Here is a 19,649-nt window from a genome sequence, read left to right on the forward strand (position 1 = left end):
ACTCAGCGGCAAGGAAAATCGGCAAATGAATCTTGCCGCAGATGCAATCCGAAGCAGGAAGTTCTGCCGTTAACTCCTTGCTACGATCCGTGTAGCCACCATCCACGTCCGGCGCGTTCTCGCGTGCGGCTCAACCAGGAAAGGCTCATCCCTATGAAGAATTCAGCACAATCTCTCGCTCTGGCCGCTGCGTTTGCAGGTCTGCTGGGCGGCACCGCTGTCCGCATGAACGCCCAGACTGCCCCGGCCAACAACACCCCCACCACCACCGTTCACGCCGGCGTTCTCATTGCCCAGGACAAGCCTGATCTTCCGAAGCACTCCTGCAAGGGCAAGAACGACTGTAAGGGCCAGGGCGGCGGCAAGCACCCCGGCAAGAACGACTGCAAGGGCAAGGGCGGATGCGCCACCGACGGCTCCAAGCCCTCGCTCGCCTAAGCACCTCCCCTGTAACCGATCCTGTCTGGAGGCTTGATCGTCTCTTCAAGCCTCCAGACATCTTCACCATTCTTTAAAAAAAGGGGAGACATGCCAGCCAATCGCTTCAACGGATTCAGCGACTACGGCGTAGGGATCGGCCTTCGCGTCCCGCACTACGACCACATCTTCGCCGAAAAACCCGTCGTCGACTGGTTCGAAATCATCTCCGAAAATTACATGGTCGACGGTGGCCGCGCGCTCAAGGTCCTCGATCAAATCCTCGAACGCTATCGCGTCGTCCAGCACGGCGTCTCCATGTACTTCGGCTCCGTCCAGCCAGCCGACCGCGAACATCTCAAGCGCCTCAAGACCCTCACCCGCCGCACCAAAACTCCCTGGCTCTCCGATCACCTCTGCTGGGGAAGCGTTGACGGGCGTTACACCCACGACCTCCTCCCCATGCCCTACACCTTTGAAGCGGTCAAGGCCACCGCCGCCCGCATTCGCGAGGTCCAGGACTTCCTCGAGATCCCGATCGCCGTCGAAAACGTCAGCAGCTACGCCGAGTTTCACGAGTCCCAGATGACGGAGTGGGAGTTCCTCAATGAAGTCGTCGAAGCCGCCGACTGTGGCATCCTGCTCGACGTGAACAATATCTACGTCTCCTCGCAGAATCACGGCTTCAACCCCTTCGACTACGTCAACAGCGTCCCCGCCGAACGCGTCGCGCAGATCCACATCGCAGGACATTCAAAGTTCGAGAAGTACATCCTCGACACCCACGATCATCCCGTGCTCGACCCCGTCTGGCATCTCTACGCCCGAGCCATCGAGCGTGTCGGCCCCACCGCAACCCTGCTCGAGTGGGACGACAACATCCCATCCTTCGACGAGGTTCACTCCGAAGCCCTCAAGGCAACGCAGTATCTGGAACCGGCAGAGATCACAGTGAAAGAAGAAGCCAGAGAGGTCGTGCACTCTTGAACCTCCTCGAACTGCAACGCCGCATGGCTGAAGACGTAACGCGTCCTCTGACACCCGACTTTCAAATGCAGCCATCGACCGCCGACGGCAGACCGACGCAGGACCTGGCCAGCACCTACATCAAACCAAACGACCGCCTCTCCTCCTTCGACCGCCTCGAGATCTACAACCGGCAGTACTGGTTCCGCGTCATCGGAGCCGTCTCCGAAGACTTCCCCGCCCTCGCAGCCGTCCTCGGAGCGAAGAAGTTCGACAGCATGGTCCTCGCCTACCTCCGCGAGAATCCATCCACCTCCTTCACCCTTCGCAACCTCGGCTCCAGGCTGCCCAAGTGGCTCGAATCGCGCCCCGACTTCTCTCCCCGCCGTCATGCCCTCCTCCTCGACGTCGCCCGGCTCGAATGGGCCTACGTTGAAGCCTTCGACGGAGCCGATCTCCCTCCGCTAACCGCAGCCGACTTCGGCGACCTCGGCGCTGCTTCCTCGCTCTTCCTTCAACCTCATCTCCAACTGCTCGACCTCCGCTATCCCGTCGACGAACTAGTCCTGGCCGTCCACCGCCAGACCGCACCCAGCGACATCATGAGCAACGCCGTCACCGAGCGCAAGCAAGCCAAGCGAACCCGCCTTCCCGCCATGCGCCGCTCGCAGACCCACCTCGCCGTGCACCGCTACGACAACTCCGTCTACTACCGGCGGATCGATCCCGAGGCGTTCGGCCTCCTCTCCGCGCTGCAAAGCGGCACCCTCCTCGGTCAGGCGCTCGAGATCGCCTTTAGCAAAAGCACCCTCTCCCCTGAACAGCAAGCCGCCAAAATTCAGGAATACTTCGCCCACGCCGCCGAGCTGGGCTGGTTCTGCAAGCGACACCAAGTCTGACCATCTCCTCTTCCTCACCAGAAAACTCTTCCGCACTCAGCGGCATTCCCCAGCGTTCATCGCTCGTTGGCGACGAGCGGGTATCATACAGAAGTTGATTCCTGCATCGTCCAGGTGCGCCAGTTGCGACGCCTGCCCAGGGGCTGTCATCCTATACAAAGAATTGGCAAGGCATCCATTTCACCTCAGCTGGCTTCCGACGATACAGGCCTGTCTTCGTAGCCATCGTTCCTTCTAAGCAACACAGAACCGGCCCGTTAGGGTTGGAGCGCGACTAAGGCACTTGTAAGGGGACCTCTGCATGGAATTTCATATCTCCCGCGCTCTCCGAGAAAAACTGAACGTAGACGATCTTCTCTTCAGCTATACCGGCAACATCGTCTTTGCCAACGTCACCGCAAGCCGGAACCTGGCCACGCAGCTTCAGGAATACCGCGCACAAAACGCTGAATCCCCAAAAGTCGTCAACGCCGGCGCGCTCTTCGCCATGGGACTCATCGACGAGCTCAACCACGCGATGATCGCCCGCTATCGCAAAGACATCGACCCCGCAGTCTTCGCCGAAGCCGTACGCTGGTTCACCGGCCACGCCAAACCTGAAGAGATCGAACGCCTCCTCCTCACCTTCACCACCCAGTTTCCCAACGTAGCCGTCTATCGCGGCGAACTCACCGCCGCCCAGTGGCTCAACGGCACCACCGACGGCCTGCCAAATCGCGAAGCAGCCCTCGAAGAGCTCCTCCTCCTCTGGCTCGCAAACATCAACCCAGCCTTCACCCCCTTTCGCGAGCTCTTCGAGGACACGTCCCTCAAGCAGCAGACCATCTATCAACAAATCACCGCCGCCTTCCCCGACTACTTCCTCACCCGCCCTCCGATCTCCCCCGAGATTGGAAGCCTCCTCGACGCCCTCCGCGCTCCCCTGCTCGCCTCGCCCGACTCCCTCACCGGCCAGCTCGACTACATCCGCGAGCACTGGCCCAAGTACCTCGGCGAAGATCTCCGCCGCGTCCTCCTCGCCATCGACGTCCTCCGCGAAGAAGACCTCGCCATCTGGATGCGCTTCCATCCCCCCGGCCCCGACCAGTACCGTCACGGCGCGCCCGGCCGCGGAGGTGAAGGCTTCGTCGGCGACGAGTTCATCGGCTTCGAAGAGGAGTACTTCACCGGCCCCGATGGCGTCCGCCGTCGCCGCTACGGCCACGACTACCAGGCTCCCCTCAACGAGTACGAAGCCTTCAGTGCCGACCAGGCCTGGATGCCCACCGTCGTTCTCATGGCCAAGAGCACCTACGTCTGGCTCGAGCAGCTCTCCAAAAAATACCTCTGCCACATCCACCGCCTCGACCAGATCCCCGACGAAGAACTCCGCCTCCTCGCCGACCGCGGCATCACCGGCCTATGGCTCATCGGCCTCTGGGAGCGCAGCGTCGCCTCCCGCACTATCAAACGCCTCCGCGGACACACCGACGCCGTCGCCTCCGCCTACTCCCTCAAGGAGTACCAGATCGCCGACGACCTCGGCGGCAACCACGCCTACGAAAACCTCCGCGACCGCGCCGCCCGGGCAGGCATCCGCCTCGCCAGCGACATGGTCCCCAACCACATGGGCATCGACTCAAACTGGGTCATCGAAAATCCCGACTGGTTCCTCTACCGCTGGGAGAGCCCCTTCCCCGTCTACCGCTTCGAAGGCCCCGACCTCTCCACCGACAGCCGCGTCGAGATCAAGATCGAAGACCACTACTACGACCAGTCCGACGCCGCAGTAGTCTTCCGCCTCCGCCACCACCGCGACGGAGCCACCCGCTACATGTACCACGGCAACGACGGCACCACCTTCGCTTGGAACGACACCGCACAGCTCGACTACTCCAAAGCAGCCGTCCGCGAGCACGTCATCCAGGTCATCCTCCACGTCGCCCGCCTCTTCCCCATCATCCGCTTCGACGCCGCCATGGTCCTCGCCAAACGCCACGTCCAGCGCCTCTGGTTCCCCCTCCCCGGCACCGGCGGCTCCATCCCCTCACGCGCAGAGAACGCGATGACTCAGGAAGAGTTCGACGCTCTCATGCCCCATGAGTTCTGGCGCGAGGTTGTCGACCGCGTAGCCGCCGAGGTCCCCGGCACACTCCTCCTCGCCGAAGCCTTCTGGCTCCTCGAAGGCTACTTCGTCCGCACCCTCGGAATGCATCGCGTCTACAACAGCGCCTTCATGAACATGCTGCGCGACGAAGAGAACGCCAAGTACCGCTCCTACCTCAAAAAAACCATCGAGTTCGACCCCGATATCCTCAAGCGCTACGTCAGCTTCATGAGCAATCCCGACGAGCGCACCGCGATCGATCAGTTCGGCTCCGGCGACAAGTACTTCGGCGTCTGCACCCTCCTCGCCACCCTCCCCGGCCTTCCCATGTTCGGCCACGGTCAGATCGAAGGCTACACCGAGCGTTACGGCATGGAGTTCAAGCAGGCCAAGATGGAAGAGTGGCCCAACGACAGTCTTGTAGCCCGCCACCAGCACGAAATAGCGCCTCTCCTCAAAAACCGCCGTCTCTTCGCCGAGAGCACCAACTTCGTCCTCTACGACTTCTGGGCCGACCACGGCACCGTCGACGAAAACGTCTTCGCCTACTCCAACCGCTCCCACGGCCAGCGCGCCATCATCCTCTACAACAACAGCTACGGCAGCACCCGCGGCACCATCCACTTCTCCGCGGCCTCGGTCGACAAAGCAACCGGCCACCTCCGCCAGCGAAGCCTCGCCGAAGGGCTCGATCTTCCGTACAACTACTTCACCTTCTTCGCCTATCGCGACACCGCCCACGGCCTGGAATATCTCTGCCGCAGCACCGACCTCCACCACACCGGCCTCTCCATCGATCTGCGCGGCTACCAGTACGCCGTCCTGATCAACTGGCGCGAGCTCCACGCCACCGCCGAACAACCCTGGGACCAGCTCTTCGACGCACTCAACGGAGCCGGCGTCTACAGCGTCGAAGAGGCGCTCTCCAAACTCCGCCTGCGCCCTGTGCATGAGGCCTTCCGCCAGGCTCTCAGCGAAAACAACATTCGAGCCTTCGCAACCGTCGCCTCGGAGCTCGCAGCCAAAGAACCCGCTTCTCTCTCTAAAGATCTCGCTGCGTCGAGCGCAAGCCAAAAATCGGCAACAGGCATCGCCAAGACAAATCCCAAGACAAACCCAAAGACAAACCCAAAATCAATCGAAGAAAAAAACAATGCCGCCTCTCCCGCCCTGTCCGCACAGACCCTCCTTGACCCTCGCCTTCAGGCCTTCGTGAAGTGCAGTCAGAGCTTCTTCGAAAGGGTGCTCCAAACTTTACCCGCTGAGACCGAAGAATCCTCCCCTCAATCGGACGCAAGCCTCTCCACAGCTTCGATCACGCCCCAAACCTATAAGGACCTCTGCGAGATGATGGCGAAAGAGGCCATCCATCTAATCTCGGTCTCTCAAAACCTCTCAACTATCCTGCCCCCGGCAGTGAGCAGCTTTCTACCCGGCAATAAGACGAACGGACAGATCTGGGCGCCAATCCTGGCCTGGATCACTCTCTGCAATCTCCCTCACAAAGACCAGACATCGCTCTTCGACAAGCTCCAGTTGCGCTCGGCTCTGTCAGAGATCTTCTCCGCCATCGGCATGGAAGGAGAAAACACCTGGCGCGCCGCTGCCCGCGTACGGATCCTGCTGGCACAAACCGGCACCTCGCCGGCAACAACCAGCACACAAAAATTCTGGGCCGACCCCGACGTTCGCTGGCTCACCAGTGTCAACGAATCTTCCGGCGCCACCTACTTCAACAAAGAGGGCTTTGAAGAGCTCCTCGGCTGGCTCCAACTCCCCTCGTTAATAAAATCTGCCCAGCAGCCTCTCGTTGATCTCGATTCGATCAAAAAGATTGAAGCTACTGTTCTAGAGTCTTGCCGATCGGCACAGAAGGCTGGTTATAACCTCGATCTCTACCTCAGCCCTGAACCGCCTAAGCAGTCCGAAGAAAAGCTAACCAGCGATCTCAAGAAACCGCCAACCTCCAGACCCGCTGCGAAGTCAGCCCAGAGAACAAAGCCAGACTCAAAGACAAAGCCAACCCCAAAACCAGCCCCCGAGGCCGAGTCAACTCTAAAAGCAAAGCCAGCCCAAGAGACCGAGTCAACTCCAAAATCGAAGCCACCCACAAAAGAAGAAAAGAAACCGAAGACTCCACACGCTGACTAGCTGACTCGCTAACTGACTGACCTGTTAACTCGCCGACCTGTTAACTCGCTAACTCGCTAACTAGCTGATCTTCCCATCACTAAACAGCTTCAGAGCTCGCCCGCCGACGATGATCTTTTTCTCAACCTCAGCATGGGTAAAGGGCTGCTCGATATCCTCAGTATCAATCACCTGGCACCAGGGTTTACCTGAGGGCGACGCGGGCAGCACATACTCGACGCCATCCTGCGACGCGTTCACAACCAGAAAAAAACTATCGTCGATCACCGGCAAACCGTCCTCATCGGTCACCTGCAGCGTCTGCCCATTCAGCAGAACTGCCACCGACCGGTTCCACTGGGTATTCCAAACCTCGTCAGGCACCTGTTTGCCATCCGTGCTAAACCACGCGACATCCTTGATAATCAGGTCCTCGCCTCGCCTGCGAATCTCGCGATCCTGAAAAAACTTTCGCCGATGCAAATTCGGGTGATTCAACCGGAAGTGGATCAGCTGACTCGTAAAGTCGCGCACCCGTTTGCGCGGTTCATCCAGATCCCAGTCATGCCACGTCAGCTCATTGTCCTGGCAGTAGCAGTTATTGTTCCCCATCTGCGACCGCGCTATCTCATCGCCCCCATTCAGCATCGGCACGCCTTGAGAGAGCATCAACGTAGCCAGGAAGTTTCGCATCTGCCTCTCACGCAAACGGTTGATCCCCTCATCGTCCGTCGGACCTTCCGCGCCCATATTCCACGAGTCGTTGCTGTCCGAGCCATCCTTGTTGTCTTCTCCATTTGCTTCATTGTGTTTCCGGTCGTAGCTGATCAGGTCGCACAGGGTATATCCGTCATGCGCCGTAATAAAGTTGATGCTCGCATACGGCTTGCGCCCGTCGTACTGATACAGATCGCTCGATCCGGTAAGGCGATTGCCGAGATCGGAGAGCTGCCCCGCATCACCCTTCCAGAAGCGGCGAACCGTATCGCGGTACTTCCCATTCCACTCCGCCCACAGAACAGGAAACTGCCCCACCTGGTACCCTCCTTCGCCGACATCCCACGGCTCTGCGATAAGCTTCACATCGGCCAGCGTAGGGTCTTGGTGAATCGTGTCGAAGAAAGAAGACAGACGGCTCACGTCATGCAGCTCCCGCGCCAGCGTCGCTGCAAGGTCAAAGCGAAACCCATCGACATGCATCTCCGTAACCCAATAGCGCAGCGAATCCATCAGCATCTTCAGCACCTGCGGATTCCGCACGTTCAACGTATTCCCCGTCCCCGTGTAGTCCACGTAGTATCTGGGACTCTCCTCATTCACTCTGTAATAGGTCGTGTTACAAACTCCCTTCCAGCACAAAGTCGGGCCCAGCTGGTTGCCTTCGCAGGTATGGTTGTAGACCACGTCGAGGATCACCTCGATCCCCGCAGCGTGCAGCGCCTTCACCATCCGTTTGAACTCATTCACCTGTCCGCCGGTATCCCCGCACGAGCTGTAGCGGGACATCGGCGCAAAGTACCCCAGCGTGTTGTACCCCCAATAATCCACAAGACCCCTGGCCACCAGCGGTCCTTCGTCGATGAAGTGGTGAATCGGCAACAGCTCCACCGCCGTCACGCCAAGCTTCTTCAAATAGTTAATACTCGGCTCACACGCAAGCCCCGCGTAAGTCCCGCGAAGCTTCTCTGGAACCATGGGATTCCGTATGCTGAAGCCCTTCACATGCATCTCATAGATCACCGAATCAGCCAGCGGCGTCTCAGGCGGACAGTCGTCTCCCCAGTCGAATTTGCTGTCGATCACAACGCTCTTCGGAACACCATCCGCGCTGTCCTGCGTATCCATCTTCAGATCGTCTCCCGACGCCACGTCATACGCGAAGATCGGCTTCTTCCAGTCAACCTGCCCTGAAAGCGCTTCAGCATAAGGATCGACCAGCAGCTTGTATTTATTGAAGCGGCGCCCGCGCTCCGGCTCCCACGGACCATCGATCCGGTACCCATATAACTGCCCCGCTTTGATATCGCGAACCAGCCCATGCCATACATACGCGGTTCGCTCCTGCAAAGCGATGCAATCAGTCTGTCTGCCCTCTGCGTCAAAAAAGCAGAGCTCAACCTTGGTTGCGCCCTCAGAAAAGAGGGCGAAGTTCGTGCCTTTCCTCGTTACAGTCGCGCCAAGCGGATAGGGTCGGCCAGGAAGAAGGGTGCGTTTCATAGACTTTCGATGCAGCCAACGATCTGTAGTTCCGGAGAATACGCTCAAAATAGAACTCACTTTCAGCTTGCTTCCAAAAGATCAACCGATCAGCCACCACTTGAAGTCAACATCTGTCGCGACAAAAAAGACTCCGCCACCCGTCTCAGCATCAGAGCATAGAACAGGCGAACCTCGAACAGAGCCATACTCGGAAACCTCCCTCACTCAAAGCTGAGACCGAACTCCCTCCACCCTGTCTCGATGCCAAAGCCGCCAGCCTGACCTACAATGAACCCAATGGATCTGACCGCAAAGTCCGCGAAGCTCCACGAAACACTCCAGCAGCTCGGCAGTGTCCTGGTCGCCTACTCCGGCGGCACCGACTCTGCCTACCTCGCCTACGCCGCCCACCAGGCCCTCGGCGACGACATGCAAGCCGTCATCGCCGACTCCCCCTCCCTTCCCCGCGCCGAACTCGCCGCCGCCCTCGCCTTCGCCGCCGATCACAACATCCCCATCCAGATCCTCCGCACCAACGAGCTCGAAAACCCCGACTACCAGCGCAACGACGCTCACCGCTGCTTCCACTGCAAAGACGAGCTCTTCCAGCAGATGGAGCAAGCCCGAGCCCACCGCAACTTCGCCCACATCGCCTACGGCATGAACCTCGACGACCGCGCCGACTTCCGCCCCGGCCAGCAGGCCGCTGCGCAACACCACGCCGTCGCTCCCCTCGTCACCGCCGGTCTCACCAAGCAAGAGATTCGCACCCTCGCCCAGCAAGCCGGCCTCAAGCTCTGGGACAAGCCCGCCAGCGCCTGCCTCTCCTCCCGCATCGAGTACGGCCGCCCCGTCACCCGCGAAAATCTCTCCCAGGTCGAGCAGGCCGAAGAGGCACTCCACGCCCTCGGCTTCCCCCAGGTCCGCGTCCGCCACCACGGCGATCTCGCCCGCATCGAAATCGCCCGCATCGATCTCCCCCGCGCCCTCTCCCTCCCCACCCTCGAAGCCATCACCGCCGCCATCAAACCCCTCGGCTTCCTCTACGTCACCCTCGACACCGAAGGCTACCGCTCCGGCTCCATGAACGACATCCTCCTCGCCGCCTCCGCCATCCTCCCCGCCCGATAAAAGCCGAACCCCGAACCTAATACCCCAAACATGAAACAATGACGCCCATGCGTATCGCCTACCTAGACTGCTTCGCCGGCATCAGTGGCGACATGTTCCTCGGAGCCCTTCTCGACGCCGGCCTCGATCCCGCCATCCTCCACGAAGCCGTAACCGCCCTGAACCTCAACGCAACCCTCAAGATCGAAAGAGTAGACCGCAGCGGAATCTCCTCCACCAAGGTCCACGTCTACGAGGGCTTAAGCCTCGCCGAGAGCAATACCGCCGACCCAGCCCATCGTCACGAAAACGAAGAAGCAGATCATTCTCATCAGCATCACCCGAAGACCCAGCACCAGCACAAGACCGGCCATCCTCACACGCACGAGCGCGAACACACCCACGGCCGCTCCCTCGCCGTCATCCGCGACCTCATCACCGCCGCATCCCTCCCCCCTGCCGTCAAACAAACCGCCATCCACACCTTCGAACTCCTCGGCGCCTCCGAAGCAAAGATCCACAACGTCCCCATCGAAAAAATTCACTTCCACGAAGTAGGTGCCGTCGACGCCATCGTCGACATCGTCGCCTCCGCCGCAGGCATCCACGCTCTCGCAATCGACAAGTGGTTTTCCTCCCCAATCAACGTTGGCGGCGGCACAGTGGACTGCGCACACGGCCGCTTCCCCGTCCCCGCCCCCGCCACAGCCGATCTCCTCCGCGGCCTCCCCACCTACTCCGCCCACATCGAAAAAGAGCTCGTCACCCCTACCGGAGCTGCACTCCTCCGTGCCCTCGCCCCCACCTTCGGCCCGCAACCAGCCATGCGCGTCGAGCACATCGGCTATGGCGCCGGCACCCGCAACCCGAAGGACTTCCCCAACGTCCTCCGCCTCAGCATCGGCGAAGCCGACAACTCCACCCACGCCGCCCCATCCCCAGAGCACTTTCTCAACAAACATCACCCACACGACTCAGAAACCGTAACCGTCCTCGAAACCGCACTCGACGATCTCTCCCCGCAGATCCTCGCCTACGTCTCCGAAACAGCCTTAGCGCAAGGTGCACTGGATGTCATGCTCACTCCCGTCATCATGAAAAAGGGTCGCCCCGGCACCCTCCTCACCATCCTCTGCAACCCCTCTGACAGCCCCGCCCTCCAGCAACTCATCCTTCGTGAAACCAGCACCCTCGGCCTCCGCATCCGTCAGGACACCCGCGTCTGCGCCGACCGCCACCACACCATCGTCACCACACCCTACGGCGACATCCGCGTAAAGATCGGCACCCTCAACGGCGAGCAGTGCAACATCGCTCCCGAGTTCGAGGACTGCCGTGCCGCCGCCACAAAACACAACGTCCCTTTGAAGCTGGTTCAACAAACCGCCATCGCAGCCTACCTCAAATAACCCGCGCCCCGAATCCAAGCCCAGCGCTCGCCCACAAACTTGCATCCAATCGACGACAAGTCACACTCTTACCCGAGGAGCACACCATGGAGCGCAGAGACTTTCTCAAATCCGCAACCGCCGCAAGCGTAAGCGCAGCGATCCCGCTAAACGCACAACCCCCTCAAACAACCAGCCAGCCCATCAAGCGCCCCGAATCCCCTGACATGATCTATCGCGAACTTGGCACCACTGGCGAGCGCGTCTCCGCCATCGGCATGGGCGGCTACCACCTCGGTAAACAAAAGGACCCCGCCGAAAGCATTCAGCTCGTCCATGCGGGCGTCAACCGCGGCATCACCTTCCTCGACAACTGCTGGGACTACAACGACGGCATCTCCGAGGTACGCGTAGGCCAGGCCCTCCGCAACGGCTACCGTCAAAAAGTCTTCCTCATGACCAAGATCGACGGCCGTACCGCCGACGAGTACAACAAGCAACTCGAGCAATCCCTCGGTCGCCTCCAGACCGACATGATCGATCTCGTCCAGTTCCACGAAGTCATCCGCATGGAAGACCCCGACCGCATCTTCGCCTCTGGAGGAGCCATCGAAGCCGCCGTCGCCGCGCAAAAAGCCGGCAAGATTCGTTACATCGGCTTCACCGGCCACAAAGATCCCGCCGTCCATCTCCGCATGCTCGAGACCGCGCAAAAGCACAGCTTCCACTTCGACACCGTCCAGATGCCCATCAACGTCATGGACGCGCACTTCCGCTCCTTCGAAAAAGAGGTCATGCCCGTCGCCCTCAAACAAGGCATCGGCATCCTCGCCATGAAGACCTTCGGCGATCCCTTCATCCTCAAGAGCAACACCGTCCAACCCATCGAAGCCCTCCACTACGGCCTCACCCAGCCCGTCTCGGTCGTCATCACCGGCATCGACAACACCCAAACCCTGGACCAGGCCTTCGAAGCCACCCGCACCTTCAAGCCCCTCGATCAAACCCAGATCAGTTCTCTACTGGCCCGCACCGCCACCGCAGCCAGCGAAGGCAAATTCGAACTCTTCAAAACCACCAACCACTACGACGGCACTGCGGCAAACCCAAAGTGGCTGGGATAGCAAGTCAGCAAGCTAGCGAGAGGCAGCGAGTCATCACGTTAGCGAATGAGGGAGCTTTAACTAAGTTCCCATTTGGACGATCTGTGAGGATCTCTTTTGCTTCTAGGTAGGCCAAGGCTTTAGCCTTGGCAAACAAACCCTCCCGAAGCGTGGGCTTTAGCCCCTGGGGTTTGCTTTCGTAGCATCCGCTTCGCCAAATGCTTCTCCGAATATCCGGGGAGACTTGATCAAAGGTTTCTTGGAAAACAACAGCATCTGCGGCTCGCTATAAGCCGCTCAGCACATCAAGTAAAATCTCGTCAGCAAATGGATCTCCTGTCAAAACCTCTTGGCTGACTCGCTGCCTTTCGCTGACTCGCTACCCCCTATGAACAAAGCCACCCTCCTAGAACTCCTCGCCGCCGTCCAAACCGGAGCCATCACCCCAGCCGCTGCCTCCCAGCGCCTCGCCGACATGCCCTACGAGGACATCGGCCACGCCCGCATCGACCACCACCGCACCCTCCGCACCGGCCTTCCCGAAGTCATCTACGCCCAGGGAAAATCCCCCCAGCAAACAATCGAAATCTTCACCCGCATGGCCGCCGCCGGAACGGACGTCCTCGCCACCCGCGCCGACGACGCCACCGCCACCATGGTTCTCGCCGCCCACCCCAAAGCCATCCACCACCCCTCTGCCCGCGCCATCACCCTCAGGCAATCTCCCCACGAAGACCCAAAGGGCCGCATCGCCATCCTCAGCGCTGGAACCAGCGACCAGCCCATCGCCGAAGAGGCTGCCGTCACCGCCGAGCTCTTCAACGCCAAAGTCACCCGCCTCTACGACGTAGGCGTAGCCGGCCTTCACCGTCTCCTCTCCGTCCGCGACCAACTCACTCAAGCCGACGTCGTGATCGTCTGCGCCGGCATGGAGGGCGCACTCCCCTCCGTTGTCGGCGGATTAGTCGGAGTTCCCGTCATCGCCGTCCCCACCTCGGTCGGCTACGGAGCCAGCTTCGATGGAGCCGCCGCTCTCTTGGGAGTGCTTAACTCCTGTTCCCCAAACGTTACCGTAGTAAATATAGACAACGGCTTCGGCGCAGCCTACACTGCCGTATTAATCGCACGTGCCTCCGTCCGTCGTAGCTGAAGGAACGGGCATTGTTAGCAAAATTCGCTATCAAAGCGTGACGAAAGGCGGTCCTGAAATGCTTCCCCATGACGACAAACCCTGGGCAAAGACCCTTGCACGCACCGTCATCTGTGTGACGATTGTTGGACTGGTCTGCCTGTCGCTCTTTCTCGAGAGCCGCAACATGTTTCACATCCCGGAGATGGTCGGCGTCTTCCTGCTATTTCTCACCATCGTCCCGCCCAACCTCGCCGTGCTTTACCCCTGGATACTTCCCACCCACCACGATCCCAACAACAGCCGCACCACCAAATCCACCGCCCGCTAAACAGCCAATCCTGCCCTCCTGACCGCGAGCAGGTAATCTCGCCGTTGCCGTTGCATTCGCCGTTTTGGTTGTCATTCCCGAAGGGAATCTGCTTCTGTCTTCGCAGTTACTCTTGTCGTTGTCTTTTTTGTCGTCATCTTCACTGGGGAATCTGCTTCTGCTTTCGCCGCCAGCCGCCACTTAAAGCTTGTCAACCCCCAAAAACCCTCAACCCATTCCCCAACAACAACTTACACATGGCGTATGAGTTTCACTCGATCAGGTAAAATAAAAGCAGAGGTGAAAAAGGTCCCGGCCATCCGCCGGGACCTTGCTTTTAATCGGCAACTAGGTGCTAAGTCCTTTGCTGTCACGTATCTGCACGCAACTCCTTTGCCTGCACATATTTAGCAGCCAACACTCAGCGTACCTCTATGCATCCAGGGAATTTACGCGCAGGCAATAAGGGGGGCACCCCCCTTCCGGCCAACCTACTGATTCACCCCGCTGGCAAGAAAGCCGCCATCCACCACAAGGATCTCGCCCGTGATAAACGCTGAAGCATCGCTCGCCAGAAAGATCGCCGCACCCACCAGCTCAGAGGTCTTACCGAAGCGCCCCATGGGAGTTCGCATCAACAACTCTTTGCCCCGATCGCTCTCGTCCAGCAGCTTCTGGTTCAACGCCGTGCGAAAGACGCCGGGAGCAATTGCATTCACCGTCACACCCTGTGCGCTCCACTCCACCGCCAGAGACTTGGTCAACGCTCCAACCGCAGCCTTGCTGGCCGCATAAGCCGTGACCTCCTTCAGGCTCACAAAAGTGTTCAAAGAGGCGATGTTCAAAATGCGCCCGTAGCCGCGCTCGAGCATATGCTTGCCGAAGATCTGGCAGGCTCGCAGCGTTCCAGTCACGTTTGTATCCATGATGCCATCCCAGGTCTCCTCCGTGACACTCAGCGTAGGCTCTCGCTTGATCTTCCCCGCGCAGTTGACGAGGATATCGACCTTGCCGAACGCCTTCACTGTCCCATCCAGCAGCGCCTGCAGGCTCGCCCGATCCGCAACGTCCGAGGTCAGCCGCAGCGACCTCCGCCCCGTAGCCTCGATCTCCTTCGCCGCCTCATCCACCTGCTCTAGCCGCCGCGAACTCGCCACCACATCCGCGCCAGCCTCCGCCAGCCCCACCGCCATCGCCAACCCAATCCCCGACGTACCCCCCACCACCACAGCCGACTTGCCACTCAAATCAAACAACGGATGCCCCATGGAAAACGTCCTCTCTTCTGTCTCAAAAATTTGTCGTCAAACTCGAGTTCCACTCAGCGAAATCTGTGCCAGAATCTGGCTCACGACCTCATCTGGCGATCGATCATTCACGACTCGAATAGCATCGTTCGGCATCTCGAGCGTCGCAAGCTGACTATCCAGCAACCCAGCATTCATGAACTCGTGCTTCCGCGCCGCTAGACGAGCCTCAAGCATCTCCTTCGATGCCTCCAGCAACACGAAGCTTACTGCGCTCTTCGGCATCCCTGCCTGCAGCGTAGCTCGATAGCTAGCCTTCAGCGCCGAGCACGCCAGAACGCCGTTCTTCCCTTCCGCAAACCAGTCCCGCAACAGCCCGTTCAGCACCTCAAGCCACGGCTGACGATCCTCATCGTCGAGCGGATGCCCAGCAGCCATCTTCTGCTTGTTCGCCAGCGGATGGTAATCATCGCCATCGGCAAATACCGCGCCCGCGCGCTCCGCCAGCAGCGTCCCAATAGTCGTCTTGCCCGATCCGCTCACGCCCATCAACACCACAATCATCCAGCAAACCCTCTCACCAACTAGCTCTCGAAGCGACCCTGATAAGCCCAAAGCCCAAGACCAGGATTGGAGATATAGAAGATCTCTTCCCCATCCACTACGTTCCAACCGTCTGCCAGCAAAGCAGGATTGTACTTCGAGGTCATCTCCGCCAGATCGCCATACTCGAAGTTCACGCCTTCGATCTCCTCCCGGGTCAGGTGGCCCGGGCAATAACGAATGGTAAAGCGCCCCTCACTAGACCCATGGATAAGGTGGGCGGCAGCACTTAAATTTCCAGCAAGCTGCGGATCTTCTTTGACAGCTTCTAGTGTTTTAGGAGTGCCGCAGTAGCCGTACTTTCTGATCAAGGTATCGATGGCTGCGTCTTCGCCGAATTCATGGACACCTGGAGCGAGGACGATCAGTTCTGCGTTGTCCGCAAGCGCCATGCGGGTGCGATAGATGCTCTTGTTTCCCAGCCATGTGCTTTTGAACTCGTGTGGATCGAGGAAGACAACTGCCTTCTTAATCTCTCGATCCATCATCTTGAAGTTGACCTTGAGACTGAGAGCTGCGGCGAGTTCGAAGCACTCTGCATCATCACCTATGTAGAGGCCGCGAATGACCAGCTTTCCGTCAGCGTTTTTGGCTACCACCGTCTGCACATAGACAATCGGCATGTGGCTGGCGAAATGTTCGCTCGCGTAGTTCAGCACACGTCGGACAGGAGTATCGGCGCGGCCCATCATGCGTTCCATTCCGTACACCGCACCCAGGAAGTGGCTACGGTGGATTCCAATGGCTCCGCCCGTGCCTATAAATACGTTCTTGTTGTAGTTCGCCATACCGACCACTTCATGAGGAACGACCTGGCCTATGGAGAGGATGAGATCGTGTCCACCGTCACGCAGTAGTTTGTTCACTTGTGCGGGCCAGGTGTAGTCGAGCTTTCCTTCGCTGACTTCGTACATGAATTCGCTGGGTACTTCTCCGAGTGTGACGACGTCGTTGCGCCAGTTGTGGACGCGGAAGAGGCTTCGCGGAGTTGCGCCGTACATGGCTGCAATCTCTTCGTCCGTCATTGGTTTGTGCGTGCCCAGAGCGGGGAGGATGTCGGTGAGTTTATCTTTGTAGTAATGCCACGCAAGTTCAGTGAGGACGCCGCTTTGGGAGTGCATGCGCGTGAAATCGGGCGGAATTGCGAGGACTTTCTTACGCTGGCCGAGTTTGTCCAGGGCCTGGAAGAGGTTTGCCTGCACTTCTGTGGGCGACATCTCCGTTGTCTCGCTGCCAGCGGCGAAAAAGAGGCTCATGAACTTTGATCTTACTCCGGGTAAAGATGCGAACGCGTTGGACTGGACAATGGGACCAGATTGGAAAGCAGATTCAAAAATACTATTTTGCGCGAAAAAAATCTGGACGGTTTGAGCGGTGCTTTTGTGGTTTTTTGCTGGGTTTTTCGGGGGGGTTGACGGAAAATGGGTGAGTTTATGGTGGTATTTTGCTGGTGAGAACGTGGTGAATTGCGTGGCTAATGTGGTGTTTAAGCAGTCACTTTTCGAGGCTCGAAAAATACGCCACAATTTTGAACTATATTTTTCATCGGCTGGTCTACTCGGATTTGCAGCTGGATTTCTTCCTCCCTCTTCTTCTCGTGAGTTTTTAGAGCTTGTAGGCTTTCCGGACCAGGTTTACGGTGAGGTCCTGAATGACTTCGAAGGCTTCGTCTTCGTCGAGGCGATGTTCGACTACGAGACGGCCTAGGAAGGCGCAGTCGATGCGGCGGGCTACGTCGTGGCGCGAGGGAATGGAGAGGAGGGCGCGGGTGTCGTCGTTGAAGCCGACGGTGTTGTAGAACCCGGCGGTTTCGGTGGCCAGTTCGCGGAAGCGCATCATGCCCTCGGCGGAGTCGTGGAACCACCATGGAGGACCGAGCTTGAGCGCCGGATAGTGACCGGCCAGAGGAGCCAGTTCGCGGGAGAAGGTGGACTCGTCGAGGGTGAAGAGGATGAAGGTGAGTCGCTGGTCGTTTCCATAGCGGTTCAGCAGAGGCTGAAGGGCACGGACGTACTCGGTCTGGGAAGGGATGTCTGCGCCCTTGTCGCGACCGAATCTCTCGTAGAGCTGGCGGTTGTGGTTGCGGACCGAACCGGGGTGGAGCTGCATGGTGAGTCCGTCTTCGACGCTCATGCCGGCCATCTCGGTAAGCATCTGGGCACGGAAGTACTCCTGCTCCTGGGGTACGGAGCGGCCGGAGATGATTCGACCAAAGAGGGAGGCTGCGGTGTCATGGTCCAGGTCGGCTGAGAAAGCTGTGGGGTGGCCGTGATCAGTTGCGGTGGCGCCCATGGACTTGAAGAAGGCGCGGCGGTTGCGGAGTGCGTCGAGATAGCCGTCCCAGGTTGTGGTGTTTTCTCCTGTGATCTCACCGAGCTTCAGGATGTTCGCGAGAAATCCGGTATGGTCGGCGTCGATTACGGAATCCGGACGAAAGGTGGGCAGGATGCGGCCCTTCCAGCCCGACTCCCGGATGGCTTTGTGATACTCGAGACTATCGAGGGGGGTGTCGGTGGTGGAGAGGACTTCGATGTTGAACTGCTCGTAGAGCGCGCGTGGCCGGAACTGGGGGGTTTGCAGTTTCTGCGAGATGATCTCGTAGTACTCGTCTGCGTTCTCCGGGCTGAGACGTTTGGTCAGACCGAATTGATTTTCTAAGGAGTAGTCGAGCCACAGGCGAGTTGGGGTGCCGCGAAAGAGATAGTAGTTTTTTGCGAAGAGGCGCCAGACCTCTTTTGGGTCGACGGATGCGGCGGTGCCGTCGAGTGGAGGGATGCCGATTGACTCCAGCGAGATTCCCTGCGAGTAGAGCATGCGAAAGATGTAGTGGTCAGGCTGGATGAAGAGAGCTGTGGGATTGGCGAAGGCTTCGTTCTCGGCGAACCAGCGCGGGTCGGTGTGCCCATGGGGCGAGAGGATGGGCAGATCCCGCACTGTCTCATAGAGTCTTGCTGAGACTGACCGCGCGTCGCTCTCAGCGGGAAAGAGTCTGTTTGGGTCGAGAATCATCCTTCATCACCTCTTCAATGGCTGCGGGCTTGGGAATGCCTGCACCATGAAGCGTACCAAAGATTTAGCCGTACCTCGAACAAAAGGTAGGAATTGGCCTACTGTAACCTTTTTGGATGGCTGCCGTCGCATAGTAGAAGGCTGGGTTTCCTAATGTTTGATTCGGATGTGAGCCGGGACGACCGGTCACGAAAGATGACCAGACGGGTGTTTGTGGCAGGCGGGGCTGCGGTTGCAGCTTCTTATGCTGTGCTGGTGATGCGGAGAGCCCCCGGCGTCGAGGCCAGCGTGGCGATCCATGGCACACCGGCCGAGGTCACGATCGTCAACTTCAGCAATGACGGAAAGAACCTGGGTAAGCAGACGGTTGCAAAGATCGTGAAGACCGATGGCGAGTGGCTTCGACAGCTGGGCAAAAACTCGTTCGAGATCTCGAGAGAGGCGGATACCGAGATGCCCTATTCGGGCGTAAGCCTGAACGAGCATGGCAAAGGTGTCTTTCGCTGCATCGGCTGCGACACGGCGTTGTTCGATTCGCAGACGAAGTTCGAATCGGGTACAGGTTGGCCAAGCTTCTGGGCGCCGATTGCGAAGGAGAATGTTGCCGAGGTAACGGACCGTTCCATGGGGATAGAGCGCATCGAGGTGAAGTGTATGCGGTGCGAGGGGCATTTGGGGCATGTCTTTGACGATGGCCCTGCGCCGACGGGACTGAGATATTGCATGAACTCGGCTTCAATGAAGTTTGAGAAGGCTTAGCTGGCGCCGATCTTATCCACCTTGAAGTGTTCATAAGGTTGATGCAGGCTGCAGCAATCGAAGAGCAAAAGCAAAATACGGGGGTCTCTCCACTACGTCGCGCGATAAGACTGCGCGACTTCGGTCGAGATGACGAGCCGTAAGGGATTGACGAAGTCACGAGGACTAAGACGAGCCACAAAGAACTATCGGTGTGTGCGAGGACTGAGACGAGCCACAAGGACTCTCGGTGTTACAAATTCCCGTCCCTGCAACGGAAACCGCTTCAGAGATAAAAAAGGCACCCCGAGGGGT

General features: G+C 59.0%; 15 protein-coding genes. 10 read left to right on the forward strand and 5 right to left on the reverse strand.

Going from position 1 to position 19,649, the window contains the following annotated elements; all coding sequences use genetic code 11:
* Window positions 1–153: 153 nt before the first annotated feature.
* The 4 genes from HDF08_RS10330 to HDF08_RS10345 all read left to right on the forward strand — a co-directional run bounded on the left by HDF08_RS10330 (window position 154) and on the right by HDF08_RS10345 (window position 6,519).
* Complete coding sequence (locus HDF08_RS10330; RefSeq protein WP_179638355.1) at window positions 154–438, forward strand: hypothetical protein; 285 nt, start codon at window positions 154–156, stop codon at window positions 436–438.
* Between the two features lie 90 nt (window positions 439–528).
* Window positions 529–1,404: an MNIO family bufferin maturase gene (bufB, locus tag HDF08_RS10335; RefSeq protein ID WP_179638356.1), complete on the forward strand. Its 876-nt coding sequence runs from the start codon at window positions 529–531 to the stop codon at window positions 1,402–1,404.
* A complete protein-coding gene (locus HDF08_RS10340) occupies window positions 1,401–2,282 on the forward strand; it encodes an HvfC/BufC N-terminal domain-containing protein (protein ID WP_179638357.1) in 882 nt (293 codons plus the stop codon). The genes bufB and HDF08_RS10340 overlap by 4 nt, the downstream gene beginning before the upstream one ends.
* A 301-nt stretch (window positions 2,283–2,583) precedes the next feature.
* Window positions 2,584–6,519, forward strand: coding sequence for an alpha-amylase family glycosyl hydrolase (locus tag HDF08_RS10345; RefSeq protein WP_179638358.1), 3,936 nt, complete (start codon window positions 2,584–2,586; stop codon window positions 6,517–6,519).
* A gap of 60 nt (window positions 6,520–6,579) precedes the next feature.
* Here HDF08_RS10345 and glgX read toward each other — a convergent pair whose 3' ends face one another.
* Window positions 6,580–8,715, reverse strand: coding sequence for a glycogen debranching protein GlgX (glgX, locus tag HDF08_RS10350; protein WP_179638359.1), 2,136 nt, complete (start codon window positions 8,713–8,715; stop codon window positions 6,580–6,582).
* A 279-nt stretch (window positions 8,716–8,994) separates the two neighbouring features.
* Here glgX and larE point away from each other — a divergent pair, with 279 nt between their 5' ends.
* The 5 genes from larE (at window position 8,995) to HDF08_RS10375 (ending at window position 13,758) form a co-directional block, all read left to right on the forward strand.
* Window positions 8,995–9,828, forward strand: a complete 834-nt coding sequence (larE, locus tag HDF08_RS10355) for an ATP-dependent sacrificial sulfur transferase LarE (protein WP_179638360.1) — start codon at window positions 8,995–8,997, stop codon at window positions 9,826–9,828.
* A gap of 38 nt (window positions 9,829–9,866) precedes the next feature.
* A complete protein-coding gene (larC, locus tag HDF08_RS10360; RefSeq protein ID WP_257030955.1) occupies window positions 9,867–11,216 on the forward strand; it encodes a nickel pincer cofactor biosynthesis protein LarC in 1,350 nt (449 codons plus the stop codon).
* A gap of 86 nt (window positions 11,217–11,302) precedes the next feature.
* Window positions 11,303–12,319, forward strand: coding sequence for an aldo/keto reductase (locus HDF08_RS10365; RefSeq protein ID WP_179638361.1), 1,017 nt, complete (start codon window positions 11,303–11,305; stop codon window positions 12,317–12,319).
* A 367-nt stretch (window positions 12,320–12,686) separates the two neighbouring features.
* A complete protein-coding gene (larB, locus tag HDF08_RS10370; RefSeq protein WP_179638362.1) occupies window positions 12,687–13,448 on the forward strand; it encodes a nickel pincer cofactor biosynthesis protein LarB in 762 nt (253 codons plus the stop codon).
* Between the two features lie 58 nt (window positions 13,449–13,506).
* On the forward strand, window positions 13,507–13,758 hold the full coding sequence (locus tag HDF08_RS10375; RefSeq protein WP_179638363.1) for a hypothetical protein: 252 nt from the start codon (window positions 13,507–13,509) through the stop codon (window positions 13,756–13,758).
* A 470-nt stretch (window positions 13,759–14,228) separates the two neighbouring features.
* Here the strand turns inward: HDF08_RS10375 and HDF08_RS10380 are convergent, their stop codons facing one another.
* The 4 genes from HDF08_RS10380 to uxaC all read right to left on the reverse strand — a co-directional run bounded on the left by HDF08_RS10380 (window position 14,229) and on the right by uxaC (window position 18,596).
* Window positions 14,229–15,005, reverse strand: a complete 777-nt coding sequence (locus HDF08_RS10380; protein ID WP_179638364.1) for an SDR family NAD(P)-dependent oxidoreductase — start codon at window positions 15,003–15,005, stop codon at window positions 14,229–14,231.
* A gap of 36 nt (window positions 15,006–15,041) precedes the next feature.
* Window positions 15,042–15,548 (reverse strand): gluconokinase, encoded by a 507-nt coding sequence (locus HDF08_RS10385; protein WP_179638365.1) that lies wholly within the window; start codon window positions 15,546–15,548, stop codon window positions 15,042–15,044.
* A 20-nt stretch (window positions 15,549–15,568) separates the two neighbouring features.
* A complete protein-coding gene (locus HDF08_RS10390) occupies window positions 15,569–16,843 on the reverse strand; it encodes a nickel-dependent putative hexonate epimerase (RefSeq protein WP_179638366.1) in 1,275 nt (424 codons plus the stop codon).
* A gap of 349 nt (window positions 16,844–17,192) precedes the next feature.
* Window positions 17,193–18,596, reverse strand: a complete 1,404-nt coding sequence (uxaC, locus tag HDF08_RS10395) for a glucuronate isomerase (RefSeq protein ID WP_179638367.1) — start codon at window positions 18,594–18,596, stop codon at window positions 17,193–17,195.
* Window positions 18,597–18,791: 195 nt separating this feature from the next.
* On the opposite strand from uxaC, the gene msrB reads away from it, so the two are divergent.
* Window positions 18,792–19,355 (forward strand): peptide-methionine (R)-S-oxide reductase MsrB, encoded by a 564-nt coding sequence (msrB, locus tag HDF08_RS10400; RefSeq protein ID WP_257030956.1) that lies wholly within the window; start codon window positions 18,792–18,794, stop codon window positions 19,353–19,355.
* Window positions 19,356–19,649: the final 294 nt, after the last annotated feature.

Origin of the sequence: Tunturiibacter empetritectus, assembly GCF_013410875.1 — a bacterium.
Lineage (GTDB): Bacteria > Acidobacteriota > Terriglobia > Terriglobales > Acidobacteriaceae > Edaphobacter > Edaphobacter empetritectus.

Coding starts and splice junctions, on each gene's coding strand:
- HDF08_RS10330 (WP_179638355.1), top strand. CDS start 154: ATGAAGAATTCAGCACAATCTCTCGCTCTGGCCGCTGCGTTTGCAGGT.
- bufB (WP_179638356.1), top strand. CDS start 529: ATGCCAGCCAATCGCTTCAACGGATTCAGCGACTACGGCGTAGGGATC.
- HDF08_RS10345 (WP_179638358.1), top strand. CDS start 2,584: ATGGAATTTCATATCTCCCGCGCTCTCCGAGAAAAACTGAACGTAGAC.
- glgX (WP_179638359.1), bottom strand. CDS start 8,715: ATGAAACGCACCCTTCTTCCTGGCCGACCCTATCCGCTTGGCGCGACT.
- larE (WP_179638360.1), top strand. CDS start 8,995: ATGGATCTGACCGCAAAGTCCGCGAAGCTCCACGAAACACTCCAGCAG.
- larC (WP_257030955.1), top strand. CDS start 9,867: ATGACGCCCATGCGTATCGCCTACCTAGACTGCTTCGCCGGCATCAGT.
- HDF08_RS10365 (WP_179638361.1), top strand. CDS start 11,303: ATGGAGCGCAGAGACTTTCTCAAATCCGCAACCGCCGCAAGCGTAAGC.
- larB (WP_179638362.1), top strand. CDS start 12,687: ATGAACAAAGCCACCCTCCTAGAACTCCTCGCCGCCGTCCAAACCGGA.
- HDF08_RS10375 (WP_179638363.1), top strand. CDS start 13,507: ATGCTTCCCCATGACGACAAACCCTGGGCAAAGACCCTTGCACGCACC.
- HDF08_RS10380 (WP_179638364.1), bottom strand. CDS start 15,005: ATGGGGCATCCGTTGTTTGATTTGAGTGGCAAGTCGGCTGTGGTGGTG.
- HDF08_RS10385 (WP_179638365.1), bottom strand. CDS start 15,548: ATGATTGTGGTGTTGATGGGCGTGAGCGGATCGGGCAAGACGACTATT.
- HDF08_RS10390 (WP_179638366.1), bottom strand. CDS start 16,843: ATGAGCCTCTTTTTCGCCGCTGGCAGCGAGACAACGGAGATGTCGCCC.
- uxaC (WP_179638367.1), bottom strand. CDS start 18,596: ATGATTCTCGACCCAAACAGACTCTTTCCCGCTGAGAGCGACGCGCGG.
- msrB (WP_257030956.1), top strand. CDS start 18,792: ATGACCAGACGGGTGTTTGTGGCAGGCGGGGCTGCGGTTGCAGCTTCT.